At 68.3% G+C, this 25,891-nt stretch carries 23 protein-coding genes; 7 read left to right on the top strand and 16 right to left on the bottom strand.

Features of this window, described 5'->3' with window-relative positions:
• Nucleotides 1-116: 116 nt before the first annotated feature.
• Genes HWX39_RS11675 through HWX39_RS11705 form a run of 7 tightly spaced genes read right to left on the bottom strand, consistent with a single transcriptional unit; the run spans nucleotide 117 to nucleotide 7,329 of the window.
• Complete coding sequence (locus tag HWX39_RS11675) at nucleotides 117-1,181, bottom strand: 2-aminoethylphosphonate aminotransferase (RefSeq protein WP_175968234.1); 1,065 nt, start codon at nucleotides 1,179-1,181, stop codon at nucleotides 117-119.
• The gene (aepY, locus tag HWX39_RS11680) at nucleotides 1,181-2,362 is read right to left on the bottom strand and encodes a phosphonopyruvate decarboxylase (protein ID WP_175968235.1); all 1,182 of its coding nucleotides are present in this window, start codon (nucleotides 2,360-2,362) and stop codon (nucleotides 1,181-1,183) included. The genes HWX39_RS11675 and aepY overlap by 1 nt, the downstream gene beginning before the upstream one ends.
• On the bottom strand, nucleotides 2,359-4,047 hold the full coding sequence (aepX, locus tag HWX39_RS11685) for a phosphoenolpyruvate mutase (protein WP_175968236.1): 1,689 nt from the start codon (nucleotides 4,045-4,047) through the stop codon (nucleotides 2,359-2,361). Before aepX ends, aepY begins: the two co-directional genes overlap by 4 nt.
• Complete coding sequence (locus HWX39_RS11690) at nucleotides 4,044-4,811, bottom strand: phosphocholine cytidylyltransferase family protein (protein ID WP_175968237.1); 768 nt, start codon at nucleotides 4,809-4,811, stop codon at nucleotides 4,044-4,046. The genes aepX and HWX39_RS11690 overlap by 4 nt, the downstream gene beginning before the upstream one ends.
• A 36-nt stretch (nucleotides 4,812-4,847) precedes the next feature.
• A complete protein-coding gene (locus HWX39_RS11695) occupies nucleotides 4,848-5,849 on the bottom strand; it encodes an HpnL family protein (RefSeq protein ID WP_175968238.1) in 1,002 nt (333 codons plus the stop codon).
• Entirely contained in the window at nucleotides 5,846-6,652 is an 807-nt protein-coding gene (locus HWX39_RS11700) for a 2OG-Fe(II) oxygenase (RefSeq protein WP_175968239.1), read from the bottom strand. Before HWX39_RS11700 ends, HWX39_RS11695 begins: the two co-directional genes overlap by 4 nt.
• Nucleotides 6,649-7,329, bottom strand: a complete 681-nt coding sequence (locus tag HWX39_RS11705) for a CDP-alcohol phosphatidyltransferase family protein (RefSeq protein WP_174910694.1) — start codon at nucleotides 7,327-7,329, stop codon at nucleotides 6,649-6,651. Before HWX39_RS11705 ends, HWX39_RS11700 begins: the two co-directional genes overlap by 4 nt.
• Before the next feature lie 653 nt (nucleotides 7,330-7,982).
• On the opposite strand from HWX39_RS11705, the gene HWX39_RS11710 reads away from it, so the two are divergent.
• Nucleotides 7,983-9,497: an acetyl-CoA hydrolase/transferase family protein gene (locus HWX39_RS11710; protein ID WP_175968240.1), complete on the top strand. Its 1,515-nt coding sequence runs from the start codon at nucleotides 7,983-7,985 to the stop codon at nucleotides 9,495-9,497.
• 79 nt (nucleotides 9,498-9,576) lie between these two features.
• Here the strand turns inward: HWX39_RS11710 and HWX39_RS11715 are convergent, their stop codons facing one another.
• On the bottom strand, nucleotides 9,577-11,106 hold the full coding sequence (locus HWX39_RS11715; protein ID WP_175968241.1) for a DHA2 family efflux MFS transporter permease subunit: 1,530 nt from the start codon (nucleotides 11,104-11,106) through the stop codon (nucleotides 9,577-9,579).
• Nucleotides 11,107-11,241: 135 nt separating this feature from the next.
• Between HWX39_RS11715 and HWX39_RS11720 the strand changes: the two genes are divergently transcribed.
• Together HWX39_RS11720 and HWX39_RS11725 are read left to right on the top strand one after the other, a co-directional pair.
• Nucleotides 11,242-11,682 carry a MarR family transcriptional regulator gene (locus tag HWX39_RS11720; RefSeq protein ID WP_069621794.1) on the top strand — a complete coding sequence of 147 codons (441 nt, stop codon included), beginning with the start codon at nucleotides 11,242-11,244 and terminating at the stop codon, nucleotides 11,680-11,682.
• A 99-nt stretch (nucleotides 11,683-11,781) separates the two neighbouring features.
• Entirely contained in the window at nucleotides 11,782-11,928 is a 147-nt protein-coding gene (locus tag HWX39_RS11725) for a hypothetical protein (protein ID WP_175968242.1), read from the top strand.
• 13 nt (nucleotides 11,929-11,941) lie between these two features.
• On the opposite strand, the gene HWX39_RS11730 is transcribed toward HWX39_RS11725, so the two are convergent.
• A complete protein-coding gene (locus HWX39_RS11730; protein WP_175968243.1) occupies nucleotides 11,942-12,439 on the bottom strand; it encodes a DUF2938 domain-containing protein in 498 nt (165 codons plus the stop codon).
• Between the two features lie 140 nt (nucleotides 12,440-12,579).
• Here HWX39_RS11730 and HWX39_RS11735 point away from each other — a divergent pair, with 140 nt between their 5' ends.
• Complete coding sequence (locus tag HWX39_RS11735; RefSeq protein WP_175968244.1) at nucleotides 12,580-13,005, top strand: helix-turn-helix domain-containing protein; 426 nt, start codon at nucleotides 12,580-12,582, stop codon at nucleotides 13,003-13,005.
• Between the two features lie 188 nt (nucleotides 13,006-13,193).
• Nucleotides 13,194-13,898, top strand: a complete 705-nt coding sequence (locus HWX39_RS11740; RefSeq protein WP_175968245.1) for a hypothetical protein — start codon at nucleotides 13,194-13,196, stop codon at nucleotides 13,896-13,898.
• Between the two features lies 1 nt (nucleotide 13,899).
• On the opposite strand, the gene HWX39_RS11745 is transcribed toward HWX39_RS11740, so the two are convergent.
• Both HWX39_RS11745 and HWX39_RS11750 read right to left on the bottom strand, forming a co-directional pair.
• On the bottom strand, nucleotides 13,900-14,802 hold the full coding sequence (locus tag HWX39_RS11745; RefSeq protein ID WP_175968246.1) for a helix-hairpin-helix domain-containing protein: 903 nt from the start codon (nucleotides 14,800-14,802) through the stop codon (nucleotides 13,900-13,902).
• A gap of 181 nt (nucleotides 14,803-14,983) precedes the next feature.
• Nucleotides 14,984-16,519: a sigma-70 family RNA polymerase sigma factor gene (locus HWX39_RS11750; RefSeq protein WP_175968247.1), complete on the bottom strand. Its 1,536-nt coding sequence runs from the start codon at nucleotides 16,517-16,519 to the stop codon at nucleotides 14,984-14,986.
• Between the two features lie 297 nt (nucleotides 16,520-16,816).
• On the opposite strand from HWX39_RS11750, the gene HWX39_RS11755 reads away from it, so the two are divergent.
• Nucleotides 16,817-17,254 (top strand): hypothetical protein, encoded by a 438-nt coding sequence (locus HWX39_RS11755; protein ID WP_175968248.1) that lies wholly within the window; start codon nucleotides 16,817-16,819, stop codon nucleotides 17,252-17,254.
• Between the two features lie 39 nt (nucleotides 17,255-17,293).
• Nucleotides 17,294-18,076 carry an SH3 domain-containing protein gene (locus HWX39_RS11760; protein WP_175968520.1) on the top strand — a complete coding sequence of 261 codons (783 nt, stop codon included), beginning with the start codon at nucleotides 17,294-17,296 and terminating at the stop codon, nucleotides 18,074-18,076.
• A gap of 138 nt (nucleotides 18,077-18,214) precedes the next feature.
• On the opposite strand, the gene ilvD is transcribed toward HWX39_RS11760, so the two are convergent.
• The 5 genes from ilvD to HWX39_RS11785 all read right to left on the bottom strand — a co-directional run bounded on the left by ilvD (nucleotide 18,215) and on the right by HWX39_RS11785 (nucleotide 25,820).
• Complete coding sequence (ilvD, locus tag HWX39_RS11765; protein WP_175968249.1) at nucleotides 18,215-20,074, bottom strand: dihydroxy-acid dehydratase; 1,860 nt, start codon at nucleotides 20,072-20,074, stop codon at nucleotides 18,215-18,217.
• 284 nt (nucleotides 20,075-20,358) lie between these two features.
• Nucleotides 20,359-21,381 (bottom strand): Ldh family oxidoreductase, encoded by a 1,023-nt coding sequence (locus HWX39_RS11770; protein ID WP_175968250.1) that lies wholly within the window; start codon nucleotides 21,379-21,381, stop codon nucleotides 20,359-20,361.
• Nucleotides 21,374-22,966 (bottom strand): aldehyde dehydrogenase (NADP(+)), encoded by a 1,593-nt coding sequence (locus HWX39_RS11775; protein ID WP_175968251.1) that lies wholly within the window; start codon nucleotides 22,964-22,966, stop codon nucleotides 21,374-21,376. The genes HWX39_RS11770 and HWX39_RS11775 overlap by 8 nt, the downstream gene beginning before the upstream one ends.
• A gap of 74 nt (nucleotides 22,967-23,040) precedes the next feature.
• Nucleotides 23,041-24,666 carry an APC family permease gene (locus HWX39_RS11780; protein WP_175968252.1) on the bottom strand — a complete coding sequence of 542 codons (1,626 nt, stop codon included), beginning with the start codon at nucleotides 24,664-24,666 and terminating at the stop codon, nucleotides 23,041-23,043.
• 233 nt (nucleotides 24,667-24,899) lie between these two features.
• Nucleotides 24,900-25,820: a dihydrodipicolinate synthase family protein gene (locus HWX39_RS11785; RefSeq protein ID WP_105798217.1), complete on the bottom strand. Its 921-nt coding sequence runs from the start codon at nucleotides 25,818-25,820 to the stop codon at nucleotides 24,900-24,902.
• Between the last annotated feature and the right edge of the window lie 71 nt (nucleotides 25,821-25,891).

The following is a 25,891-nucleotide window of genomic DNA, read 5'->3' on the forward strand; positions in this document are numbered from 1 at the left end:
ATGGCCGGAGATGGCCGAGTGCCGGCAACCGGTGTACGTGTTTTCGGGAAATCCGCGAAGGATGAAGAAAGGCCCTTGCGGGCCTTTCTCCGACTACGGAAGGGACGGGCGAACGCTTACCGCGTCAGTGCCGTGAACTCCTCCAGCAACCGATCGACGTCAGCCGCCTGGATCGCGCCCATCGTCGAGATGCGGAACAGCTCCTTCGACAACCCGCCTTGCCCCGCGTAGATCACGAAGCCACGCGCCTTCAGCCCGTCGTGCAGCGTCTCGTACGTCACGCCTTGCGGCAACCGGTACGCACGCAGCACAACCGACGATTCACCCTCCGGCAGCACCAGCGGCATCCCGCGCGCAGCCAGCCCGGCTTGCGCCTGATCGGCCAGCGCCTTGTAATGCGCATGCCGCGCACGCCAGCCACCGGCCTCGTCAAACTCCCGCAGCGCCTCGACAAGCGCGTAATAGGCATGCACGGACGGCGTAAACGGCGTATTCCGCTGATCCTGCAGCTTCGCGAGACGGCCGAGGTCGAGGTAATACGTGCGACTTGCCGCTTTCGCGAGCGCGCTGCGACGCACGATCACGAACGCTGCACCCGGCACGCCGTGCAGGCACTTGTTCGCAGTCGCGGCAACGGCATCGATATCGCCACCGGCGAAATCGATCGCTTCCGCGCCGAAGCTGCTCACACCATCAACGAGCATTTTCACGCCGCGCGAGCGGCAGACTTCCGCGATCGCGCCGAGATCGTTCAAGCGACCCGTCGTCGTTTCATGATGAATCACCGCAACATGCGAGTACCCACCCGCATCGAGCCGTGCACCGATCTGCGCGAGATCGGGCGCCTGCATCCACTCATGCTTCAGCACGTCATGCGCGATGCCATATTGCGTCGCGATCTGCGTAATCCGCTCGCCATACACGCCGTTCTCGATCACGAGCAGCTTGCCGTCCTTCGGCACGAGCGCCGCGATCATGCTCTCGACGGCTGCCGTACCCGAACCGGTCATCAGCACCGCCGCCCACTCGGCCGGATCAAGCTCGTACGCGGCGACGAGACGCGCCCGCGCCTCGTCCTGCAGATCGAAGAATTCGCTTTCGCGATGGCACAGGTCGGGTTGCAGCAGGCTGCGGCGCACGCGTTCGGTGAGCGTGACCGGGCCGGGATTCAGCAGCAGCATCAATGGGCTCCTTCAACGTGGGCTTCGGTCTGCGCGGCGCCGATGTGCCGCATCAGACGAGTCTTGACCTCGACCGGCGTGACGGTCGGGCGGGGCAGGCCGTCGGGCACGCCGGTGCGGATCGCCAGGCGCACGAATTGCGTACCGTCGGCCGGCGCGGCCAGCGCCGTATCGAGCACGTCGAGCGTGTCGCCTTCGAATGCCGACGCATACCCGCACGCGGCAGCAACACCCGCGAACGAAACGTGTTGCGACACGGTGGCCTGGCCGCCCGTCGATTCGTGCGCGCCGTTGTCGAGCAGCACGTGCGTCAGGTTCGCCGGGCCGTAGGTGCCGAGCGTCGCGAACACGCCCATGCGCATCAGCGCGGCGCCGTCGCCGTCGATCGCGACGACACGCAGGTCGGGGCGCGCGAGCGCGAGGCCGAGCGCGAGCGGCGTCACGCAGCCCATCGAGCCGACCATGTACAGCTGGTTCGGGCGATCGTCGATCGCGTAGAGTTCGCGGCCGCAGAAACCGGTCGATGCGAGCACGACCGTCGAATCGACCGGCGTGTGCGCGATCACGCGCTGCAGCGCGTCCTGGCGGGTCGGCCAGGCGTCGGCCGACGCGGCGCGCGACGACGCTTGCGCCGCGACATGCGCGCGCGGCTTCGCCGCCGGGTTCGCTTTCAGTTCATACGGCGCGACGCTGCCTTTCTGCATCACGAGCGCGTACGGGCGGCCGGTCGCGTCCATGTGCGCGATCGCGCGGTCGAGTGCCGGGCCGACCTGTTCCGGGTCGGTCGGGAACGTCTCCCACGGGATCTCCATCGTGTCGAGCATCGCGGGCGTGATCGGGCCCATCAGCGCGTGCTGCGGCTCGTCGGCCACGCCCGGCTGGCCGCGCCACGTGACGATCAGCAACTGCGGCAGGCGGAACGTCCACGTGAGCGACGTGAGCGGGCTCACCGCGTTGCCGAGCCCCGAGTTCTGCATCATCGCGATGCCGCGCTTGCCGCCGAGCGTCGCGCCCGCGATCAGCGCGACCGCGTCGCCTTCGTTCGCGGCCGACACGTAATTCAGCGTCGGGTCCTGCAGCACGTAATTGATGAACGGCGTCAGGTACGAGCAGGGCACGCCCGCGTACCAGTCGAAACCGCGCGCGCGCGCGGCCTCGACGAACTGGGCCGCTTCGATCATTGCGCGCCCCCGTTGGCGGTGCCCGGTTCGGACAGCGGCGTCTGGCCGTGCGCGAAGTCGCCCGCGCGGCGGAAGTCTTCGAGATCGTTGACGCCGCGCCAGTGGCCATGCACGTACTGCACCTCGATCTTCTCGCCGGCGGCGATCAGTTCGTTGAGCAGCGTGGGGATGTCGAGCGTATCGAAATCGTCGCGCGCCTGCAGCGTCGCGAGCATCGCCTTCAGGCGGTCGACACCGGCGCCGCGCACGTTCAGCAGGCCGATCCAGCGGCCGTGCGGCGTGCCTGCGGCAACGTCGCTCGACACACGCTGCAGATACGTTTTCTGGCCGAACAGGCCGCGATCGTCCTCGGCCGTGCAGAGCGCGAAATCGCGCACGCTCTGGTTGGTCGGCTCGGTGAGCGACGAATCGACCACCACGCTGAATTCGGCCTCGCTCTCCGCGAGGTCGCGCAGGATGTAGCTGCGGAACAGCAGGTCGCCGTACGAGATCACGGTGTCGCCGGTCAGGCGTTCGGCCGCGCATGCGAGCGACGCGAGTTCGCCCGTCTGCGCGTGACGTTCGTTGACGACGAGCTTGATGCCCGACGTGTCGATCGCGTCGGCACGATAGCCGCCGACCACGGTGATGTCGTTCACGCCGTGCTTCTTGAAGCCGTCGACGAGCCAGCGCAGCAGCGGCTTGCCGGCGACCGGCAGCATGACCTTGGGTTTGTCTTCGGTGACGGCTTCGAGGCCCTTGCCGCGGCTCGCGGCGAGCACGATCGCCGCGTTCGACGCGCGCGACGACGACGACAGGTAGATGCGCTCGGCTGCCGAGTATTCGTCGGCGTCCTGCAGGCGGAAGATCTCGTTGACCGATGCGACGCGGTCCTCGACGTTGATCAGCGTTTCGTTCTCGTGGATCTCGCGTGCGGTCGCCTGCATCGCGGATGCCGATGCACGGATCAGGTGGTTCGCCCAGATCACGGTGCTGATGCCGGCCTGACGGAATACGTCGGTCGGCGTGCTGTAGTACTTGGTCGGCACGATCACGAGCGGCGCCTTGCCGCTCCATTCGCGTGCGAACTGCAGGATCTCGTCCGGGCGCGACAGCTTGCTGTGGATCAGGATCGCGTCGGCGCCGGCTTCCGCGTACGCGTTCGCGCGGCGCAGCGCCTCGTCCATCCCCCAGCCCGCGATCAGCGCTTCGACGCGCGCGACGATCGAGAAGTCGGGATCGGTCTGCGAATCCTTGCCGGCCTTGATCTTGCCGCAGAACTCGTCGATCTCGGCGAGCGGCTGGCGTTCGCCGTCGATGAAGCTGTTCGTCTTCGGGAACTGCTTGTCCTCGATGCAGACGCCCGCGATGCCGCGCTGCTCGAGTTTCTTCACGAGGCGGCGCACGTTGTTGAAGTTGCCGTAGCCGGTGTCGCCGTCGAGCAGGATCGGCAGATCGCTCGCGTCGGCCATGAATTCCAGCACGTCGACGACCTGGGTCCAGCTGGCTTCGTTGTTGTCGCGCACGCCGAATTGCGCGGAAATCGCGAGGCCCGACGCCCAGATGCCCTTGAAGCCGGCTTCGCGGACGATCCGCGCGGACAGGCCGTTGTGCGCTTCCATCAGGAATTCGAGGTCGCTGCTGACGAGCATGCGGCGCAGGCGCGCGCTGCGCGATTCGGTGAAATTGGGTTCGCGTGCGTTCATCGTGCGACTCCTGCGGTGGTGCGTTGAATCAGGGGGAGGATTTCTTGCGTGGCGCGAGCGACGTCGTTCGGGAAGTCGATCTCGATCCACGGTGAACCGGTGACGTCGGCGACGTCGAACGAATGACCGCCTTCGAGCAGCAGGTCGCGTACGGCTTCCTCGTGCGGCATGTTCGCGCGGCCGCTGTCGACGTAGCCCGCGACGATCGCCGCGAGGCGGCGCGCGGTGCCTTCGGTGAAGCGGAAGAAGCCGACCGATTCGCCGATCGTGTCGTAGTCGAGGTCGACCGCGAGCTGCTTGCGCAGTTCGACCGGCACGCCGTTCTTCAGGCACAGCTTGACGGGTTCGTCGCCGGCCTCGAAGTCGCGGTCGATCAGCAGGCGGTCGACCGCCTTGTCGGCATCGGCCACCAGCGCGTGCAGGATGTTCTCGTCATACAGCACGTCGGCGTCCATCAGCAGCACGTCGCCGTCGCGCGTCATCGCATCGGCGACGGTATGCACGGTCAGCACGCTGCCGAGGTCGTAGCGGTCGTTGATCACGATCTCGGCCTGGCGGCCGAGGCGCTTCAATTCCTGCTCGACCTTCCCGGACTGGAAGCCCAGCCCGAGCACGATCTCGTCGACGCCCGCGGCATCGAGCACGCGCAGATGGCGCTCGAGCAGCGAAACGTCGTCGAAGCGCAGCAGGCACTTCGGGAACTGCGCCTCGGGCGGTTGTTGCAGGCGCAAGCCGAGGCCTGCCGCAAGAATGATGGCTCGCATGGGTTCTCCAACCAAAAAGCCGGCGGATCTGAACGATCAGTCGGCGAGCGGCTGCGGCGCACGGCGCCGCTGCCAGTTTCTTTCACTGAAATGCAGATAGAGCAGGCCGGGCAGGCCGAGCGCGAGTTCGCGCGCGCGTTTCGCAAGCGACAGCGCGAGCGCCGCGTCGGGCGGCAGTCCGACCAGCGGCGCGAGGAGCAGGTAGCCGCCTTCCTGCGCGCCGAGCGAGCCCGGGATCGCGAAGGCCGCGCCACGAATGGCCTGGCCGACGCTCTCGAGCAGCAGTGCGTCGAGCCAGCTCACCGGGTGCCCGAGGAAGTGCAGCGCGAGCCACACTTCCGCGGTGCCGACGATCCAGCCGACGAGACTCAATGCGAACGTCTTCGCGACCTTCGCACGATCGCGGTACAGCGTGCCGACCGCATCGTCGATCGCGTCGGCGCGGGTGGCCAGCGACGACCAGTCGCGCGGGCCGAGCAGCTTCGACGCGAGGCGCAGGCCGCGGCCGAACAGCCCGCGCCGCTGCGCCACGTAGAACAGCGCGGCGAGGGTGCCGAGCACGCCGGTGGCGATCAATGCGGGCGTGCGCAGGTGCGCGACCGATTCGTGCGTCGCATACAGGCTGAACGCGGCGATGCCGATCAGCGCGAACGCCATCTGCGCGAGCGCCTGCATCGTCGTGCTGACGGTGACGGCCGCCGCCGCGTCGGCCATCCGCGTGCCGCGCTGCGCGAGGTGGCGCACCATCAGCACGGGGCCGCCGATCTGCCCGGCGGGCAGCAGGCTGTTCACCGATTCGCCGACCCAGCGCGCGCGCAGCGCGTTGCCGAGCTCGGCGCCCGGCTGGCCGGGGCGGAACATCACGGTGATCGCCATCGCGTCGATCACGAGCGGCACGACGTGGAACGCCGCGACGAGCGCGAGCCCCCAGCCGGCCGCGAGGAATGTGGACGCGACCGCGCCGACGCCCTGCCATGCAAGGAGTGCGACGAAGAGTGCGGTCCCGAGGGACAGCAGGATGAGGCCGGCGCGCGTCATGACCCGGTCGTGCGTCGCGTCGCCAGTTGCTTGAACACCTGGCGGAAACCGAAATACGCGATCGCGTCCTTCATGTTCGAGATGAAGCGCTTCCACGGCCGCATGCCGGGGTTCGTCACGTATTCGAAGGTGAGCGACACGCGCATCTCGTTCTGGCCGAGCGGCGTGATGCGGTGGCGCAGCTTGTCGCCGTCGAACAGCACGATGCCGCCGTCGGCGATCTGGACGGAGCCCGGTTCGTCGGCCACGTCCGGATTGCGCGTGTGCAGCTCGTAGTCGAGCCGGCACGACGATTCGTCGATCACGCCGATCAGCAGCGTGTAGCGGCGGCCGTCGTAGTACGACGTGTCGTAGTGCCAGCCGATGTGGTCGCCGGGCTTCGTGTAGTAATACAGTGCGTATGCGTGCGGATCGTCGTCCGGCGACAGCATCAGCTTGTCGCCCGTGACTTTCTCGAGGAAAGAGATGAGCGCCTTCGAGCGATACAGTTCGGCGATGTACGGCGCCTGCTCGTCGATCGTATGGCGGCTCACGCTGCCGCCCTGCTTGTGGCCGGGCAGGTAATTGCGGTTCAGGCCGGCCTGCATCGCGCGGGCGGCATCGGCCAGCTTCGCGTGCGCGTCGGCCGGCAGGAATGCGTCGAGGTACAGGAACGAGCCCTGGCGCGTGTAGTCGCCGCGCAGGCGCTCGAGGTCGAGGCGGCCGACGCAGTCGGCCACGGTGCGATCGGGATCGGCCACGGCCGCGCGCACGGGCGCGGGGCGTGCCGGGCTCAGCACGGAGTCGTCGCGCGTGCTAGTCATTTGGAAGCCTGGATTTCGGTTGGATTCTGAGCAACGTTGCCGCGCCGGACGATGCGCCACCAGTCGATCACGACCCAGGCGGCGAACAGCGGGGCGCCGATCGACGCCGCGAGCAGGAACGGCTCGACGCCGTCGAACAGCGTCACGAGCGGCAGCAGGTAAAGTACGTCTTCGGTTTCGAAGCCGCCGGCGAATGCCTGCTTGGTGCCGGCCTTGCCGGCGAACGATTCGATCCGCATGCGCAGGAAGAAGATCAGCGCGACGGCCGCGCCGGCCACCGCACCGAGCAGCACCGGCGACGCGGCCATCTGGCCGCCCTGGGCGACGATACCGACGCCCATGCTGACGAACAGCGCGACCGTGACGAGCGCGTCTGCCGCGAGGTCATAAAAATGACCGATCTTGCTCGACTTGCCGCTGATGCGTGCGAGCTCGCCATCGGTGTGGTCGACGAAGTTCGACAGCACGATCAGGAACGCGCCTGCGTTGCTCCAGCCGAAGCCGCCGTGCGCGAGGCACCAGGCGCCGGCGAGGCCGATCAGCAGACGGACGGTAGTGAGGTGATTCGGGGTGACGGGCGTGTCGACCAGCGGCCGGACAAGCGAGCGCGCGAGCCGCGCATCCCAGGTGCGTGGCAGGGGCGGTTCGGAACGTGTGGCGGTTTTTCTTTGGTCCATCGGCGAAATATATACGGAATTGTAATTTGTTGCTTTTTATTCGATCAATGTCCTGACATGAGGGAGTGTTACCGCGTCTTGCGGCGATAGGCCGGCCGAAAAACGCGTACGCGAAAGGGCGGCCGAACGGGGCTGCGGGTTCCGTATTCCAGTGTGGTTCGCGCCGCGCGGCTGTCAAGGACGGACGGGCCTCGCAGGCCGGTGCGGCGGTGCCTTTCGCGTTTCCCGATGCGCGTCGCGCGGCGCGTGCGAGCTTGACATGCGTCAGGCCGGGACAATCCGCATCGGGTGACAATTGGCCGCGCCGGACGGATGTCGGTCATTGCCGGTCGACGGGCGATAAATGGCAGTGGAAATCCGTCGATTAATGCACGCAGGTTGGCGATCGGCGGCCGGACATTCTGCCCGATGCTTTCGCGCACCTTTCGTGTGCATCCGGTTCAAACGGCGCGCCTGTCACAGAACGGTCGTTCGATACCCGGCAAATCCGGCAAGGATCTTTTTCATTTGGCGGACATTTCGCGGCGATCGCCTCTGCGATACTCCGATCGTGCCTGTGGTGCCGGCCGCCCCTCGCGGCCCCAAGGGCTTCATGTCGCTCAGGAGACACCCCCCGCGACGTCAACGACAGACCCAAGCGTCAGAAACCAGCCATGTCTTCATCACGCATCCTCGCTCCCGCCCTGCGTTCGCTCGTCCGCACCGCCGACGAAGCCGCCGCGCTGATCCGTCCCGGCATGACCGTCGCCATGAGCGGCTTCACGGGCTCGGGCTATCCGAAGGCCGTACCGGCCGCGCTTGCCGCCCACATCGACGCGGCGCACTCGCGCGGCGAGGACTTCCGGATCAACGTGCTGACGGGCGCGTCGACCGCGCCGGAACTCGACGGCGCACTCGCCCGGACCAACGGCATCTCGATGCGCCTGCCGTACCAGTCGGACCCGACGTTGCGCGACAAGATCAACGGCGGCGAAGTCGACTACCAGGACGTTCACCTGAGCCACGTCGCGCAGTACGCATGGTTCGGGCTGTACGGCGATCTCGATGTCGCGATCGTCGAAGTCGCGGGCATCCGCGAGGACGGGCTGCTGATTCCGTCCGCGTCGATCGGCAACAACAAGACCTGGCTCGAACGCGCGAAGCACGTGATCCTCGAGGTCAACGTGCGCCAGCCGCTCGGCCTCGACGGGATGCACGACGTCTATTACGGCACCGCGCTGCCGCCGCACCGCAAGCCGATTCCGCTGACGAAGAGCGACGACCGGATCGGCGAGCCGTACCTGCGTTGCCCGGCCGACAAGATCGTCGCGATCGTCGAGACCGACGCGCCGGATCGCAGCAATGCGTTTGCCGCGCCGGACGCGACGTCGAAGCAGATCGCGCTGCAGCTGATCGACTTCCTGCGCCATGAAGTGAAGCGCGGCCGCCTGCCGGAAAACCTGCTGCCGCTGCAGTCGGGCGTCGGCAACATCACGAACGCGGTGCTCGCGGAGCTCAGCTCGGCCGGGTTCTCGAACCTGACCGCGTACACCGAGGTGATCCAGGACGGCATGCTCGACCTGCTCCAGGACGGCACGTTGAGCTTCGCGTCGGCCACCGCGCTGTCGCTGAGCCCGGCCGCCGTGCAGCGCTTCGCCGACGAAATCGCGACGTTCCGCGAGAAGATCGTGCTGCGCCCGCAGGAGATCAGCAACCATCCGGAACTCGTGCGCCGCCTCGGCTGCATCGCGATGAACGGGATGATCGAGGCCGACATCTACGGCAACGTGAACTCGACGCACGTGATGGGCACGAAGATCCAGAACGGCATCGGCGGCTCGGGCGACTTCGCGCGCAACGGCTACCTGTCGTGCTTCATGTCGGCGAGTACCGCGAAGGGCGGGGCGATCTCGCGGATCGTGCCGATGGCGAGCCACGTCGACCATACCGAGCACGACGTCGCGGTGGTCGTCACCGAGCAGGGCCTCGCGGACCTGCGCGGCCTGTCGCCGAAGCAGCGTGCACGCAAGGTCATCGCGACCTGTGCGCATCCCGATTACCGGCCGATGCTCGAGGACTACTTCGAGCGTGCGTCGCGCGAGAGCTTCGGCAAGCACACGCCGCATTTGCTCGCCGAGGCGCTGTCGTGGCACGAGCGCTACGTGCGAACGGGCACGATGAAGGCCTGACGCACGCGCGGCGCTCCGCGTTCCGGATGCGGGGCGGGGAGCCGCCGGCCGAGCCGGAGGCGCCGCCCGCATCGGCGCGTCAATCCATCGCCGCGTGCGCGACATCCACGCTCGCCGCTTTCTGTGGCGGGCGGATCAGCAGCAACAGCGGGATCATCAGCAGCGTCGCGACGAACATCAGCTTGAAGTCGTTCAGGTAAGCGATCATCGACGCCTGCTGGTTGATCATACGGTCGAGCAGCGCGAGGTCGAGGCGGCTGCCGGTCATTGCCTGCACGGCCGGGTTGAACGGCGTGATGTGGGTCGCGAGGTCGGCATGCGCGACCTGCGTGTTGCGCGTCATCAGCGTCTGCACGATCGAGATGCCGATACTGCTGCCGATGTTGCGCATCAGGCTGTAGGTGGCCGTGCCGTCCGCGCGCAGCTCGGGCGGCAGCGTCGAGAACGACAGCGCGCTCAGCGGCACGAACACGAGCCCCAGCCCGAAGCCCTGCACCACGCCGGGCCACACGATGTCCGCTTCCGACAGCACGACCGTGTACTGCATCATCTGCCATAGCGCCAGCGCGGAAATCGACAGCCCCGCGAGCAGCAGCATGCGCGCATCCACGTATTTCAGCAGCCTTCCGACGAACAGCATCGCGATCATCGTGCCGGCGCCGCTTGGCGCGGTGACGAGGCCCGTTGTCGCGACCGGGTAGCCCATCAGGTTCTGCAGCATCGGCGGCAGCAGCGCGCGTGTCGCGTACAGCACCGCGCCGACCACGAAGATGAACAGCGTACCCGTCGCGAAGTTCGGGTCGCGCAGCAATTCCGACTTGAAGAACGACGCCTTGCCGACGGTTGCCGTATGCACGAGGAAGAACGCGAAGCCGAGTGCCGCGACGATCGCCTCGATGCGGATCTCGTACGAGCCGAACCAGTCGAGTTGTTCGCCGCGGTCGAGCATCGCCTGGAGCGCGCCGATCGCGAGCGCGAGCGTTGCGAAGCCGAACGCGTCGAACTTCACGTGCGGGCGCGGCGCGCGCGCGGGCAGGAAGGTCATTACGCCGGCGAGCGCGAACGCGCCGATCGGCACGTTGATGAAGAACACCCAGCGCCAGTTGTAGCTGTCGGTGAGCCAGCCGCCGAGCGTCGGGCCGAGGATCGGGCCGACCATCACGCCCATCCCCCAGATCGCCATTGCCTGGCCTTGTTTCTCGCGCGGATTGATGTCGAGCAGGATCGATTGCGACAACGGCACCAGCGCGGCGCCGAACACGCCCTGCAGCAGACGCGCGCCGACGATCTGCACGAGCGTCTCGGCTAGCCCGCACAACGCCGAAGCCACCGTGAAGCCCGCGATCGACACGATCAGCAGCCGTTTCACGCTGAGCCGGTCGGACAGCCAGCCGGTGAGCGGTGTCGCGATCGCCGCGGCGACGATATAGGAAGTCAGCACCCACGTGATCTCGTCCTGGGACGCGGACAGCGTGCCCTGCATGTGCGGCAGCGCGACGTTCGCGATCGTGCTGTCGAGCGTCTGGATCAGCGTGGCGAGCATGATCGACAGGGTCAGCATCGGCCGGTTCAGGGCGGGCGAGGCGGGAGCGTCGGCGGCGGGGTTCAAGCGGGTGTCTCCGTGGGGCGGTCGCCGTGGGCGGCGATCCGGTATCGCTGGAATGATAAGCACGCTTATTATATATCTCCTTATTGCCGGGCCGCGAGCCGCGGGCCGTTCCAGGCTTGACCCTATAATCGCCGCATGGACAAGACTTACGAGAACCGGATCGGCTATCTGATCGCCGACGTCGCCCGCCTGAACGGACGGCTGTTCGACCGGCGCGCGAAGCGCATCGGGCTGACGCGCGCGCAGAGCCGCGTGCTCGCGTACCTGACGTGGAAGGGCGAGATGAATCAGGCGCGGCTCGCCGAATGGCTCGAGATCACGCCGATCTCGCTCACGCGGTTGCTCGACCGGATGGAAGGCTATGGCTGGATCGAGCGCATCGCGAACGACGACGATCGTCGTGCATTCGTGATCCGGCTGACCGACAAGTCGCGCGAGATCTTTCCGCAGATGCTCGAAGTGGGTGACACCGTCGCCGACGACGGGCTGCGCGGCTTCACGCCCGACGAGCGCGATACGCTGGTGCGGCTGCTCGGGCGCGTGCGCCGCAACCTGATCGACTGCGGCGGAGAGTGATCCGTGGCGCCGTTCGGGCGGGCAGGATGAACGACTTGAACACGCCGGGCGGCAGTGCGCGAGCACGCCGCGTTTGCCCGCCTGCCGGCATGCGGCGTCATGATCCCCGTCGTGCCGGTGCGGATGGCCGGCGGGGCGTTCGTCCGGCTGGCACAGGACGAGGCGCCCGTCATGCTCGACGAAGTGTTTGCATGGGCGTCGACGCCGGCTCGATCGAGCCGACGCTATCTTTTACGGCTTTTTTGACGAAGCCGCGTGCTCAACGCAGCAGCGCCGCGAGTGTGAGCGCCGCCAGATAAAGCCCCACGCCGTAAGACAAATGCGTGATGAGACTGCGCCTGCGCGCAACGCCCGGGTGCGGCGTGCGTGACGCAGCGATGCCGAAGCCCAATGCGGGCTGCATCACGAAGAACGGTGCGACCACGCTGGCGAGGCCGGCGACGAGTGCGGGAAGCAGCGTCGGCGTGCCGATCCATTCCGTGCCGGCGATCGCGACGGGCAGCCCCGCGAACGCGATGCCGATCGCGTAATGCGCGATCCAGCCGAGCGTGCGTTCTCCCGGCACGGGCGCGGCGGCGCCGATCGACACATGCCGGAACCGGCCGTGCATCATGTGGCCGATCCAGCGGCCCACCAGCGCGTAGTCGAGCGACGGAATGCCGAATGCACGCCGCCGGAACAGCGTCCACAGATCCATCACGAACGTGGCGCCCGCGCCGATCGGCAACAGGTTGAGCAGGACGTCGGTCGGGCTCATCGCGACCCTCCGCGAAAAAGGGAAAAGGCGGGGCGGTACGGCGCAATACAGCGTGGTTTCAGCGGTTTCATGGCAGTCCGGGCTTGTCTTTGTGAAGTCGAACGACTATCTTGCGACTTCAAGTTCACTTGAGGTCAAGCATGAGTCGGCTGGACATCGCGGATGTGGCGCGACGCTCGGGATTGCCCGCGTCGACGTTGCGCTACTACGAGGAAAAGGGGCTGATCGTCCCGACCGGCCGCCACGGGCTGCGGCGGCAATACGGCGAGTCGGTGCTGGAGCGCCTGGCGCTGATCGCGCTGGGCCGCGAGGCCGGTTTCTCGCTCGACGACATCCTCGCGATGGTCGGCACGGACGGCCCGCCCGCGATCGATCGCGCGAAGCTCGACGGCAAGGCCGACGAACTCGACCGCACGATCCGCCGTCTCGGCGCCGTGCGCGATGCGTTGCGGCATGCGGCCGTGTGCCCGGCATCGAACCATCTCGAATGTCCGTCGTTCCAGAAGCTGCTGCGCATTGCCGCGCATCGCCATCCGGCGCGCCGCGCGAAAACGGATAGCGCGTAGGCGGCGAACGTGCATCGGCGGGTTGGGGTGGCGGCAGGGCGGCGCGCCGCACCATTCCAAACGGACATCGAAAACACGAACGACGGGGTTGCCGCGTGTGGTTTGTATGGGTGCTTTACGTGCTTCCGGCCGCGTATGCGGCATCGAAGGTCGGGCCGTATTACGGGTTTTTCGCCGGGTGCGCGACGATGGCCGCCGTGCTGGCGGCGCAGACCGCGCTGCTGATGTGGGGAACCGCTTGGGTGAAACGGCGGCGTGGGGGCGTTGGGCAGCCTGACATGACCGCCCCGCCCGCCCTGGCCGATAGTCTGGATGACGAACCGGTTGACGCGTCCGATGATGTACCCGATGTGCCGCTTCGATACGGCGAGCAGGCACGATTCAAGCAACTGGTTCTGATTGCCGACGCTGCGCGGCCCGACGTCACGCGCTGTTTCTACGACAACGCGAAGCGGACGATCGAAGCCTACGTGGATGTCGAGACGGGGCGCGACGGTTCGGGGGCGGCGATGGTGTCGACGGCCGACCTGGCCCCGGCGAACGGCCTGCCGGCCGCGCCGCCGGACGACACGCTGACCGTGTTCGTGTCGAACGACGGCGCGTGGTCGGGGTTCCGCGTCGGCGACCAAAGCTTCCGGTTCCGCCACGGCGCAATCACGAGACTGCGGCTCACGCAGGTGATTCCGGTTCGCTGGAAGGGCGGCTACACGGTGACCTTCTGGTTCGACGTGCCGGACCGGAAAAGCACAGCCGGTTACGTGTCGGATTCGACCTGGTTCGATGTCTGCGTGGGCCATTCCGGTCGCCGCACACGTATGCTCACTCATGCATGTCGCGAGATCGCGTCGGTGCTCGGCGTCGCGTTCGACATCGACGAGGCCGGCGACGACTGACTCATCCGGCGTAATACACGCGGCATTCCTGCTCGCGCCCGCGCACGATGCGCTTGCCGACGAGCGAGCCATACGTTTCGGTGAAGACGGTGCGCTGGTGCTCGCGCTGCAGGGCGTCGTAGAAATAGAGCGAGACCCAGTCCGTCGGGCGGGACGCCTCCGGCGTGCGCATCGCGGCATGCAGGCACAGCGCGGTGAAGTGCCAGCCGCCCTTGGTCATGTGCATCACGGGCAGCCGCACGTAACCGTCCGCGTTCGGCCGCCGGTGCGCGGTGGTGCGATACGCAACGCCTGGCGTCGGCAATACGCCGGCGGCGGCCTTGTTGCGGTACAGGCGGTCGATGTAGAGCAGCAGTTCGACGGGCGGCTCCGTGCCGGGGCCGGCGTCCTGCACGTGGCCCTGCCAGCGCCGGCGGCGGCTCAGCACGTCGTCGAGCGCGGCGCGGATGCCGGCCGCGCGCCGCGGGCCGACGCCCGAGATCGTTTCGAGCTGGCCGTTGCGGGCCGCGCGTTCGAGCTCCTCGAGCGTATCGATGTGCAGCAGGTCGTGAATGCGCAGTGCGAGCGCGTGGCCGATGCCCGGCACGGCTTCGAACGCGGAGGTGCGTTCGGCGTCGCCGCACAGCCGGTCGAGCTGGCGCCAGCGCCCCGTCACCAGCAGCTCGGCAATCGCCTGCGCGACGCCCGTGCCGATTTCCGGCAGCGTCCCGAGCGCATCGACGCCGCCGGACTCGAACAGCACGCGGATGTCGAGGTCGAGCGCATCGACCGTCTCGGCCGACGCGCGGTACGCGGCGACCCGGTACGGATTCGCGCCCTGGTCAGCCAGCCGCTGCGCCGCCTCGCGCAGGCAGGTCGCGATATGCCGGTTTTCCTCGTACGTTTGGCTGGCGGTCGTCTGCATGCCGAGGGACCTGGGGAAGCACAAACGGAATGGACACGGCGAACGATGCGCCGGTCGGCTTTTCATCATTGTCGCGCCGCGCGATGAAGAAAACTTGACGCACGTCAATGGCAAACGTAGCACAGGTTCGAAGCGCACGGTCGTGCCGGAGCGCGGCACGACCGTGCGTCGCGTGATGCGATCACGCGTCGAGAAACGACTGCGCGTTTTCGGCCTCGGCGGCCGTGCGCAACGCGGCGAGCGCCCGTTTCTCGATCTGCCGCACGCGTTCGCGCGACATGCCCGCGTCCTGCGCGATCGCGTCGTAGGTATCGGGCTCGGTGCCGCCGAGGCCGAACCGCCGGCGCAACACGTCGGCCTCGGTCGGCGTGACCGACCGGAGCAGCGACCTCACGCACTCGCGCATGCGCGTGTCGGCCAGTTGCTCGAACGGGCTGGCCGACGCCTGGTCCTCGATCAGTTCAACCAGGCCGGTGTCCGCGTCGGGCAGCGGCGCGTCGAGCGACACGGGCTCGGCAGGGAGCGCGAGCACCGCGCGCAGCTTGTCCTCGTCGAGGCCGGTTTCGGCCGCGAGCTCGGCCGGCGTCGCCCGGCGGCCCGTGCGCTGGTGAAAACGCAGCGCATGCCGCTGCACGCGCTGGTACTGGTCGCCGACGTGCACGGGCACGCGGATCGTGCGTGCGCGATCCGCGACCGCGCGTGCGATCGCCTGGCGGATCCACCAGGTCGCATAGGTCGAGAACTTGAACCCGCGCCGGTATTCGAATTTCTCGATCGCACGCATCAGGCCGAGGCTGCCGTCCTGCACGAGATCGGGCAGGTCGACGCCGCGGTTCATGTACTTGCGCGCGATCGACAGCACGAGCCGCAGGTTCGCCTCGAGCATCGCGCGCGTGGCGTCGCGCACTTTCTGCTGGCCGTCGGTGAGCGCTGCGGCGAGTGCCCGTCGCGCGACCGCGTCGAAGCAGGCGGCTTCGCCCGCCGCGGCGCCCTGCGGCGCAGAAGCGAGCGCGCGCACGACACCGCTCGCGTCGTCGACGGCCGGCGCGACCCACGCGATCGAGCCGAGCAGGGCGGCTACGCGGTTGCGCGCGTCACGGTATTCGGCCGAACCGAAGCCGTGCGCGTGCAACGCGCCACGCAAGGCCGCGACGGCCGTCTGCAGTGCGTCGTAGCTGGCCGGCACGGGCGTGTCGCCCGCGTCGTCATCGTGCGATCCGGCGGTGCCGGCCGCAGCCGTTGCGCGATGACGCGCAAGCAGCGCGTCGACCGCCGCGGGACAGCCGGCGAGCGCGTGCAGGATCTGGTGGCGGCCCGCCTCGATCTCGCGCGCCAGCACGATTTCGCCTTCGCGCGTGAGCAGCGGCACCGCCTGCATGCGGCGCATGTAGAGCGCGAGCGGATCGGTGGACGCGCTCTTGCCGCGTGCGAGGTCGCCAAGCAGCGCGCGACCTTCGTCGAGCGCATCGCGATCGACGTCGACCGGCGCCGAACCGGCGAACGGCGCAGGCGCGGCCGGCTCGTCGAGCACGGCGATGCCGATGTCGGCGAGCGCGGCGCGCACGACGTCGAGCGCGTCGGGGCTGTCGCTTTCGGGCGGCAGAGCGTCGACGAGGTCGGCGTGGGTCAGATAGCCCTGTTCGCCGGCGAGCGCCAGCAACTGGATGATCGGATCGAGCGGCGTGTCCGCCCGGGGAGTGGGGCGTGGCGTAGTCATGTCGATGGCGGCGCGAGCCGCGCTCCTGTCTGGGCGGGCCGAAGTCCGCTGGTTTCGGGCCGCCGGTTGCTCGCGAACCCCGTCCGCGCCGGCCAGCCTGACATCGTTCAAGTTGAGGGCATTTGCGCGAACTTCAACGCGAGTGCGGCAGACGGGCCAGCACGCGGCGTGCCCGCGCGCCCGTCCGGTGCAGGAAACAAAAAGTAACCGATCATACCGAGCGGAAATCTGCAGGGGACGTAAGCTAGAGTCAGGCGCGCGCCCGACGGCGACGCGCGGATTCTGCCGGAGCAACACATGACCCCGATTCCTGCCGCGAGGTGTGCGGTATTCGCATTGACGACGCTGACCCTCGGCGGTTGTTATTACACGAGTCCGTATGGCTATGCGCCGTACTACGCGCCGGCGCCGGCCACGCTGACGCAGCGCGAGATCCCCATCACACCGGCTGCACCGGCCACCGCTGCGCCGGGCCCGACCTCGGCGGCGAGCGCGCCGCCCGTGGCCGACCCGTCTCCCGTCTACGTCGCGCCGGCCTATCCGCCGCCGTATCCCTATCCGTATCCGTACTATGCCCCTGCGTATTACCCCGGCTGGTACGGCTGGGGCGCACCGGCGATCTCGGTCGGCTTCTGGGGCGGATGGGGCGGCGGGTGGCGTGGGCGCGGCGGGTACTGGCATCGTCCGTGGGGCGGCGGCCACTGGGGTGGCGGCTGGGGCGGACATCGGCATTGACCGGCGCGCGGCGGCACCGCGCGGGAGAGCATCATGAGCATGAGGAATACGATCGTTCGCGGCCTGTGCGTCGCTTTGCTCGGCCTGGCGGCCGTGCCGGGTCTCGCGGACGCGCAGAGCACCGGCTACACGAACTCACCGGCGGAACTGTTCGCCGGGCCGGCGCCCGACTATCCGGTCGTCGCGCAGATTCCGCCGGGCACCGCGCTGGACGTGTTCGGCTGCCTGAGCGACTACACGTGGTGCGACGTCGCGCTGCCCGGCGTGCGCGGCTGGATCGACGCGCAATTGATCGACTATCCGTACCAGGGCGGTTACGCGCCGCTGCTCGACTATGGCGCGATCATCGGCGTGCCGATCACCGGATTCGCGATCGCGGCGTACTGGGATCGCTACTACCGCAACCGGCCGTGGTATCACGACCGCGATCGCTGGGCGCACCGTCCGGAGCCGAGGCTCGGCCCCGGCGGCGTACCGCCGCAACAGGGACGCCCGCAACCGGGCGGGGCGGTGCAGGTTGCACCGGGCGGTCCGCCGCCCGTGCATGACACGCGGCCGTCGGCTGCGCGCGGCGGCTGGAACGGCGCGATCCGCACGCCGCCGCCGGGTGCAGCCGGCAATGCGCGTCCGGCAGGGCCGCCACCGGCCGTCATGCGCCCGCCGCCCGCACCGGGCGGAGAGGTCCGCACGATGCCGGTGCACCCGGGCGGCGGTGGGGGTTACGGCGGCGCGCGGCCGCAAGGCGGCGGGAACGGCGGCGGAAGCCATGGTGGCGGCGGCGGCGGTAGCGGTGGCGGCGGTCCGGAAGACTTCCGTCACTGACGATGCCGGCGCTTTCGGAGGGCGCCGGACGAAAAAAAGCCGCTCCGGAGAGCGGCTTCTCGATCGGGCGAGCGGGCGGTCGCACGGCCCGCAGCCTGACCGGCTGCGCGTTGCAGGCAGCCGGTCACGCTCCCCCTGTCAGTCGTCGAGCAGCGACAGGTCGCGCACGGCACCCTTGTCGGCAGACATGACCAGCTTCGCATAGGCCTTCAGCGCAGCGGACACCTTGCGCGGACGCGGCTGCGCCGGCTTCCAGCCCTTCGCGTTCTGCGCTTCGCGGCGGCGCGCCAGTTCCTCGTCCGACACCAGCACGTTGATCGTGCGGTTCGGGATGTCGATGCGGATCTTGTCGCCGTCGCGCACGAGGCCGATCGCGCCGCCCGCTGCCGCTTCCGGCGAGCAATGGCCGATCGACAGACCCGACGTGCCGCCCGAGAAACGGCCGTCCGTCAGCAGCGCGCATGCTTTGCCGAGGCCCTTCGACTTGATGTAGCTGGTCGGGTAGAGCATTTCCTGCATGCCGGGGCCACCCTTCGGGCCTTCGTAGCGCACGATCACCACGTCGCCGGCCTTGACCTTGTCGTTCAGGATGTTTTCGACGGCTTCATCCTGCGATTCCGTCACGTGCGCCGTGCCTTCGAACACGAGGATGCTCTCGTCGACACCGGCCGTCTTCACCACGCAGCCGTCGAGCGCGATGTTGCCCGTCAGCACGGCGAGGCCGCCTTCCTTCGAGAACGCGTGCTCGTACGAGCGGATGCAGCCTTCGGCGCGATCGAGGTCGAGGCTCGGCCAGCGCGTGTTCTGGCTGAACGCGACCTGCGTCGGGATGCCGGCCGGGCCGGCCTGGTAGAACGTGCGCACCGCTTCGTCCTGCGTGCGGACGATGTCCCACTGGTCGAGGGCGTCCTTCAGCGACGGCGTGTGCACGGTCGGCACGTCGGTGTGCAGCTTGCCGGCGCGGTCGAGCTCGCCCAGGATCGCCATGATGCCGCCTGCGCGGTGTACGTCCTCGATGTGGTACTTGTTCGTGTTCGGCGCGACCTTGCACAGCTGCGGCACGACGCGCGACAGGCGGTCGATGTCCTTCATCGTGAAGTCGATGCCGGCTTCCTGCGCGATCGCCAGCAGGTGCAGGATCGTGTTGGTCGAGCCACCCATCGCGATGTCGAGCGTCATGGCATTCTCGAATGCCTTGAAGCCCACCGAGCGCGGCAGCACGCGTTCGTCGTCCTGCTCGTAGTGCTGGCGGGTGAGCTCGACGATGCGGCGGCCGGCGCGCTTGAACAGTTGCTCGCGATCGGCGTGCGTGGCCACCACCGTGCCGTTGCCGGGCAGCGACAGGCCGAGCGCTTCGGTCAGGCAGTTCATCGAGTTCGCGGTGAACATGCCCGAGCACGAGCCGCAGGTCGGGCAGGCCGAGCGTTCGACTTCGGCGACTTCGGCGTCGGAATACGACGGGTCGACCGCGATCACCATCGCGTCGACGAGGTCGAGCTTCTTCACTTCGATGGCCTTGGTGACCGGGTTCGCGAGGCGCGTCTTGCCCGCTTCCATCGGGCCGCCCGACACGAAGATCACCGGAATGTTGAGGCGCATCGCGGCCATCAGCATCCCCGGCGTGATCTTGTCGCAGTTCGAGATGCAGACCATCGCGTCCGCGCAGTGCGCGTTCACCATGTATTCGACCGAGTCCGCGATGATGTCGCGGCTCGGCAGCGAATACAGCATGCCGTCGTGGCCCATCGCGATGCCGTCGTCGACCGCGATCGTGTTGAATTCCTTCGCGACGCCGCCGGCAGCCTCGATCTCGCGCGCGACGAGCTGGCCGAGATCCTTCAGGTGCACGTGCCCCGGCACGAACTGGGTGAACGAGTTGACGACCGCGATGATCGGCTTCGAGAAATCGTCGTCTTTCATGCCGGTGGCGCGCCAGAGCGAGCGCGCACCTGCCATGTTGCGGCCGGCGGTGGAGGTTTTGGAACGGTAAGTGGGCATTGTCGTTGCTGAAGAAATATCGCGGGAAAAGGGTGGAGGCACGGGGAATAAAGGCCTCTCGCGCGCCCGTGCGAACAACCTCTTGAGCTGCGCCCAGGGCAAACCGCGCAATTATCCCACAGCCGCCGCGGGCGTGGCGCCCATGGGGCAGGCCACCGGCGCGGGCGGCGTGCCCGGCGCGGAACCCGCGCACGGCTGCGGGACGCCGGGGCGATCGTCCGGAACGGTGGCCGGCTCGTGCACGGATCGGCGGCGAACACGCGATCCGGCCCCGCGCGTCGGCGTCAGTCGAGCAGCGTCAGGATCTCGTCGTACAGCGCCTTCGGAATCCGCACGCCGTTCGCGATGCTGCGCGCGCGGGCGTCGAAGCGGCGTTGCGACGGCAGCCGCGCACCCTGCGCGACGATCGATTCGAACATCCGTTCGCCGCGCGCGAGCCCCGTGTCGAGATCGTCACCGAGGAACACCTTCGGGTCGAATGCGATCACGAGTTCGCCATGGCACGGCGTCGCGCCGACGCCTTCGTCGAAGTCCATCGACTCGCGGCTCGTCATGTCGCCGATCAGCGCGCCGCCGAGCAACTCGACCATCGCCGCGAGCGCCGAACCCTTGTGGCCGCCGAACGTGCGCATCGCGCCCTGCAGCGCGGCCTTCGGATCGGTGGTCGGCCGGCCGTCGGCGTCGATGGCCCATTCCGGCGGGATCGGCTTGCCTTGCTTCGCATGCAGCTCGATGTCGCCGCGCGCGATCGCGCTCGTCGCGAAATCGAACACGAACGGCACGCCGCCCGGGCGCGGCCATGCGAACGCGATCGGATTCGTGCCGAACACCGGCTCGCGGCCGCCTTCCGGCGCGACCCAGCTGTGGCTCGGGTTCATCGCGATGCCGACCAGCCCCTCGGCCGCGATGGCCTCGACCTCGGGCCACAGCGCGGAGAAGTGGTAGCAGCGGTTGATCGTCATCGCGGCGATGCCGTGCTGCTTCGCCATCTCGACGAGCACCGGCAGGCCTGTCTCGAAGCTCAACAGCGAGAAGCCGCGATGCGCGTCGACCGAAACGATCGACGACGACAGCCGGCGCAGCGTCGGCACGGCTTGTGGGTCGACCTTGCCCTTCTTCAGCGAACGCACGCAGACGAGCAGCCGGTACACGCCATGCGAATGGCATTCGTCGCGCTGGCCCTGCGTGATCACGTTGGCGATGGCCCGCGCATGGGCGTCGGACAGTCCGTTGTGCGTCAGCACGCGCAGCGCGAGCGCGTGGACTTCATCGAGCGACAGGACGACTTCGGCGATCGGCTCAGACATGGTTCGCCTCCCGCGGCGCCGGCACGCCGTCGATGCGTTGCGGCACGTTCAGCGGATTGCCGTCGCGGATCGCATCGGGCAACAGCGTGTCCGGCAGGTCCTGATACGACACGGGGCGCAGGAAGCGCTCGATCGCGCGCGCGCCGACGGACGTCGTGCGCGTGTCCGACGTGGCCGGGAACGGGCCGCCGTGCACCATCGCGTGGCCGACCTCGACGCCCGTGCCGAAGCCGTTGACGAGAATGCGGCCGGCCTTGCGCTCGAGCAGCGGCCGCAGCGCGGCGAACAGCGGTGCGTCGCCGTCGGCGAGATGCGCGGCGATCGTCAACTGGCCTTCGAGCGACTTCAGCACGCGCTGCAGCGTGCCGGCGTCCGGGCAACGCACGATGAGCGAAGCGGGGCCGAACACTTCGTCGCGCAATTCGGGATGCGCGATGAACGCATCGGCCGAGGTCGCGAACAGCGCCGCGCGGGCCTGCAGGCGATTGCCTTCGGCGCCTTGCGCGAGCAGCTCGACCGCAGTGTGATCGCGAAGCGCCGCGACACCTCGTTCGTAGCTGGCGTGGATGTGCGGCGTCAGCATCGTTTGCGCGGGCGCGGCACGCACCGCAGCGGCGGCCGTTTCCTCGAACGCGCGCAGCGCGGGGCCGTCGACCGCGAGCACGAGGCCCGGGTTCGTGCAGAACTGGCCGGCGCCGAGCGTGAGCGACGCGACGAACTGCGGCGCGATCGCGCCGTGGCGCGCGTCGAGCGCGGCGGGAAACAGCAGCACGGGATTGATCGAGCTCATTTCCGCATAGACGGGAATCGGCTCGGGGCGGGCGGCCGCGATGTGCATCAGCGCGACGCCGCCGCGGCGCGAACCGGTGAAGCCGACGGCCTTGATGCGCGGATCGGCGACGAGCGCCTGGCCGATTTCGCGCGACGCGTCGAACAGCAGCGAGAACACGCCGGCCGGCATCCCGCATTCGCGCGCGGCCTGCTGGATCGCGCGGCCGACGAGCTCCGACGTGCCCGGGTGCGCCGAATGCGCCTTGACGATCACCGGGCAGCCGGCCGCGAGTGCCGAGGCCGTATCGCCGCCGGCGACCGAGAACGCGAGCGGGAAATTCGATGCGCCGAACACGGCGACGGGCCCGAGCGCGACGTTGCGCAGGCGCAGGTCGACGCGCGGCAGCGGCTTGCGTTCGGGGCGCGCCGGATCGATTCGCGCGTCGAGAAAACCGCCGTCGCGCACGAGCGATGCGAACAGCGCGAGCTGGCCGACCGTGCGGCCGCGTTCGCCTTCGACGCGGGCGCGCGGCAGGCCCGTTTCGGCGACGCAGCGCTCGATCAGGTCGTCGCCGAGCGCCATGATGTGGCGGCCGATGGCGTCGAGAAACGCGGCGCGGGCGTCGAGCGACGTTTCGCGATACGTGTCGAATGCGTCGTCGGCGAGCGCGCAGGCCGTCTCCAGGTCGTGCAGGCTCGCGCCGCCGAAGGCGGGTTCGAGCGGCTCGCCGGTTGCGGCGGCGATCGCGTGGAGGGTGCCGTTCTGTCCGGCGACGGCGGACTGGCCGATCAGGAGCTGACCTGTGAGTTGCATGGTTTTCCTCGGAAAAAGCAGGGGCCGGGCATGGGCGCCCGGCCGAAGGGATCATGGGAGAAGGAACGGGGGCGTCAGTCTTCGTCGTCGTCGAGTTGCAGCTTGTCGGCGCGCACGCCGGTATTCGCGCCCCAGTAGTAGATGACGAGCGCGACGGCCGCGACGACGACCGTGTCGTACGGATGCGCAAGCCGGCCCGTGCCGCCGAAGCCGCCGAGATACGACAGCACGATCATCGCGGCATAGAACGCGATCAGCCACGCGGACGAGCGCACCTGCTCGGCGAGGCTCAGGTGCGCGGTCGGCACCCAGCGGCGGCATGCGAGATAGATGACGAACATCACGATCTGCAGGCCGAGCAGCCAGGACACCGTGCTCCAGCCCGACCAGTAGACGATCAGCGCGGCGATCACGAACGACGCGGGGCCGGTGACGCCGAACGCGCTTGCGCGGAACGGCCGCGGCAGGTCGGGCGCGGTGCGGCGCAGTGCGGCGACCGATACCGGTGCGACCGCATAGCTCAGCACCAGCGCGGCCGACACGATGTTGATCAGCGCTTCCCACGACGGGAACGGCAGCGTCCAGAAGATCGCGAGGCCGAACGTGAGCCACAGGCCCGCGCGCGGGATGCCCGACGCTTCGTCGACGCGCGTGAACACCTTGAAGAAGGTGCCCGTCTTCGCCCAGCCGTAGACGACGCGCGGCGTCGCGTTCATGTAGATGTTGCCGCAGCCGCTCGGCGAGATCATCGCGTCGGCGACGACCATCACCGCGAGCCAGCCGACGCCGAGCGCCAGCGCGATGTCGCGGTACGGCAGCGTGAATGCTTTGCTGATGTCGTGCCAGCCGCCGGCGAGCATCGCAGTCGGGATGCTGCCGATGAACGCGAGCTGCAGCAACACGTAGATCAGTGTCGACAGCAGGATCGACAGGATCAGCGCGATCGGGATCGTGCGCTGCGGATTGCGCACCTCGCTCGCGACCGACACGATCGGCGTGAGCCCGAGATACGCGAAGATGATGCCGCCCGCGGACACGGCCATCTCGATGCCCGGCATGCCGAACGGCGCGAAGCCGTGCATGGTCAGGTTCGCGGGCTTGAAGAACGTGAACAGCACCGCGATCACCGACAGCGGCACGATGAACTTGAAGATGCTGATGATGTTGTTCGCCTTCGCGAACGTCTTCACGCTCGAATAGTTCAGGTAAAAGAAGAAGCAGAGGAGCGCGGCCTGCACGAGCCAGCCGATCGTCGTCGGGTCGCTCGATCCTTCGACGGTCAGGCCCGGAAACCATGCGGCCGCATACTGGCGCGCGGCGACGACTTCGATCGCGATCAGGCTCGAAAAGGCGATCAGCGTGATGAAGCCCATCAGGTAGCCGAGCAGCGGGCCGTGCGAGAACACCGGGTAGCGGACCACGCCGCCCGCGCGCGGCAGCGCGGCGCCGAGTTCGCAGTAGACGATGCCGAGCAGCAGCACCGCGAAGCCGCCGAGCAGCCACGAGAAAACGCCGGCCGGGCCCGCGATCGTCGACACGTGACTCGCGGCGAACAGCCACCCCGAACCGAAAATGGCGCCGAGACCGATGAACGTGAGATCGGTCAGCGACAGCTGTTTCTTGAACTTGCCGTGACCCGCGTCGGGGTGCGCGGTACGGGAAAGCGGGACAGACGGGTGAGCGTTGCCTTGGCCTGGCATGGGCTTGTCTCCTGGGAGGAATATCGGCACAGGCTTGAGGTGCGCCGCGCTCCGACGGAGCAGCGGCGCATGCCTGCCGGCCGGCGTCGCCCGGTTCGAACGACCGGGGCGGGCCGCGGGCCGTTCACGCGCGGCGCGGGCAGGCGCCGGGGCGAACGGTCCCGCAGGCCATGCCGGACCGAAGACGGCGGCGCGAGGGGGGAAAGCCTTGCGCCGCCGCCGGGGGAAGTCGATCAGAGACCGACGTCGGGCAGCGCCGGGCGCGTGTCGAGCGCCTTGGCGACGATGGCCTTCACTTCCGCGAGCGTGTCGCCCTGCAGCGCGAGGCGCGGCGGACGCGTGATCGCGCTGCCGCGGCCGACCAGCTCTTCGCACAGCTTGATGCACTGCACGAGATCGGGGCGCGCGTCGAGGTGCAGCAGCGGCATGAACCAGCGATACAGCGCGAGCGCTTCGTCGAAACGCTTTTGCTTCGCGAGACGGAACAGCGTCTCGCCTTCCTTCGGGAACGCGTTCGACATGCCCGACACCCAGCCTTCGGCGCCGACGGCAATGCTTTCGACCACGACGTCGTCGAGGCCCGCGAACAGCACGAAGCGATCGCCGACCGCGTTGCGCAGGTCGATGAAGCGGCGCGTATCGCCAGACGAATCCTTGAAGCAGACGATGTTCTCGCAATCCTGCAGCGCGATCAGCACGTCGGGCGTCACGTCGTTCTTGTAGATCGGCGGGTTGTTGTAGACCATCACCGGCAGGTCGGTGCTGGTGGCGACCGCCCGGAAGTGCGCGGCGGTTTCGTGCGGCTTCGCCGAGTAGACGAGCGCGGGCATCACCATCACGCCGTCGACGCCGACGCGCTGCGCTTCACGCACCGTGTTGCGCGCGAATTCGGTCGTGAATTCGGCGATGCCGGCGATCACCGGAATCTTGCCGCCGGCCGCGTCGCGCGCAGCCTCGATCACCTGGAGCTTCTCGCTCGTCGACAGCGACGTGTTTTCGCCGACCGTGCCGCAGACCACGAGGCCCGATACGCCGTCGTTCACCAGGTTCTTCACCACGCGGTGCGTGGCGTCGATGTCGAGGGAAAAGTCCGGCTTGAACTGGGTGCTGACGGCCGGGAAAACCCCGGTCCACTGAATGGCGTTTCGGCTCACTTCAATCTCCTACGTGTTTGTATCGGTCGGCCGACAGGTGTCGGTGTGGCAACCAGTATCGCCGCGCAAAT

Origin of the sequence: Burkholderia sp. BCC0322 (genome assembly GCF_902833045.1) — a bacterium.
In the GTDB taxonomy this organism is placed as follows: Bacteria; Pseudomonadota; Gammaproteobacteria; order Burkholderiales; family Burkholderiaceae; genus Burkholderia.

Bases quoted from the DNA above. Each gene is read 5' to 3' on its own strand.
- HWX39_RS11710 (WP_175968240.1), top strand. From the start codon at position 7,983: ATGTCTTCATCACGCATCCTCGCTCCCGCCCTGCGTTCGCTCGTCCGC.
- HWX39_RS11705 (WP_174910694.1), bottom strand. From the start codon at position 7,329: ATGGACCAAAGAAAAACCGCCACACGTTCCGAACCGCCCCTGCCACGC.
- ilvD (WP_175968249.1), bottom strand. From the start codon at position 20,074: ATGCCCACTTACCGTTCCAAAACCTCCACCGCCGGCCGCAACATGGCA.
- HWX39_RS11740 (WP_175968245.1), top strand. From the start codon at position 13,194: ATGGCCGCCGTGCTGGCGGCGCAGACCGCGCTGCTGATGTGGGGAACC.
- HWX39_RS11770 (WP_175968250.1), bottom strand. From the start codon at position 21,381: ATGTCTGAGCCGATCGCCGAAGTCGTCCTGTCGCTCGATGAAGTCCAC.
- HWX39_RS11745 (WP_175968246.1), bottom strand. From the start codon at position 14,802: ATGCAGACGACCGCCAGCCAAACGTACGAGGAAAACCGGCATATCGCG.
- HWX39_RS11700 (WP_175968239.1), bottom strand. From the start codon at position 6,652: ATGACTAGCACGCGCGACGACTCCGTGCTGAGCCCGGCACGCCCCGCG.
- HWX39_RS11735 (WP_175968244.1), top strand. From the start codon at position 12,580: ATGAGTCGGCTGGACATCGCGGATGTGGCGCGACGCTCGGGATTGCCC.
- HWX39_RS11780 (WP_175968252.1), bottom strand. From the start codon at position 24,666: ATGCCAGGCCAAGGCAACGCTCACCCGTCTGTCCCGCTTTCCCGTACC.
- HWX39_RS11760 (WP_175968520.1), top strand. From the start codon at position 17,294: ATGAGGAATACGATCGTTCGCGGCCTGTGCGTCGCTTTGCTCGGCCTG.
- HWX39_RS11690 (WP_175968237.1), bottom strand. From the start codon at position 4,811: ATGCGAGCCATCATTCTTGCGGCAGGCCTCGGCTTGCGCCTGCAACAA.
- HWX39_RS11675 (WP_175968234.1), bottom strand. From the start codon at position 1,181: ATGCTGCTGCTGAATCCCGGCCCGGTCACGCTCACCGAACGCGTGCGC.
- HWX39_RS11750 (WP_175968247.1), bottom strand. From the start codon at position 16,519: ATGACTACGCCACGCCCCACTCCCCGGGCGGACACGCCGCTCGATCCG.
- aepX (WP_175968236.1), bottom strand. From the start codon at position 4,047: ATGAACGCACGCGAACCCAATTTCACCGAATCGCGCAGCGCGCGCCTG.
- HWX39_RS11755 (WP_175968248.1), top strand. From the start codon at position 16,817: ATGACCCCGATTCCTGCCGCGAGGTGTGCGGTATTCGCATTGACGACG.
- HWX39_RS11695 (WP_175968238.1), bottom strand. From the start codon at position 5,849: ATGACGCGCGCCGGCCTCATCCTGCTGTCCCTCGGGACCGCACTCTTC.
- HWX39_RS11775 (WP_175968251.1), bottom strand. From the start codon at position 22,966: ATGCAACTCACAGGTCAGCTCCTGATCGGCCAGTCCGCCGTCGCCGGA.
- HWX39_RS11720 (WP_069621794.1), top strand. From the start codon at position 11,242: ATGGACAAGACTTACGAGAACCGGATCGGCTATCTGATCGCCGACGTC.
- HWX39_RS11730 (WP_175968243.1), bottom strand. From the start codon at position 12,439: ATGAGCCCGACCGACGTCCTGCTCAACCTGTTGCCGATCGGCGCGGGC.
- HWX39_RS11725 (WP_175968242.1), top strand. From the start codon at position 11,782: ATGATCCCCGTCGTGCCGGTGCGGATGGCCGGCGGGGCGTTCGTCCGG.
- aepY (WP_175968235.1), bottom strand. From the start codon at position 2,362: ATGATCGAAGCGGCCCAGTTCGTCGAGGCCGCGCGCGCGCGCGGTTTC.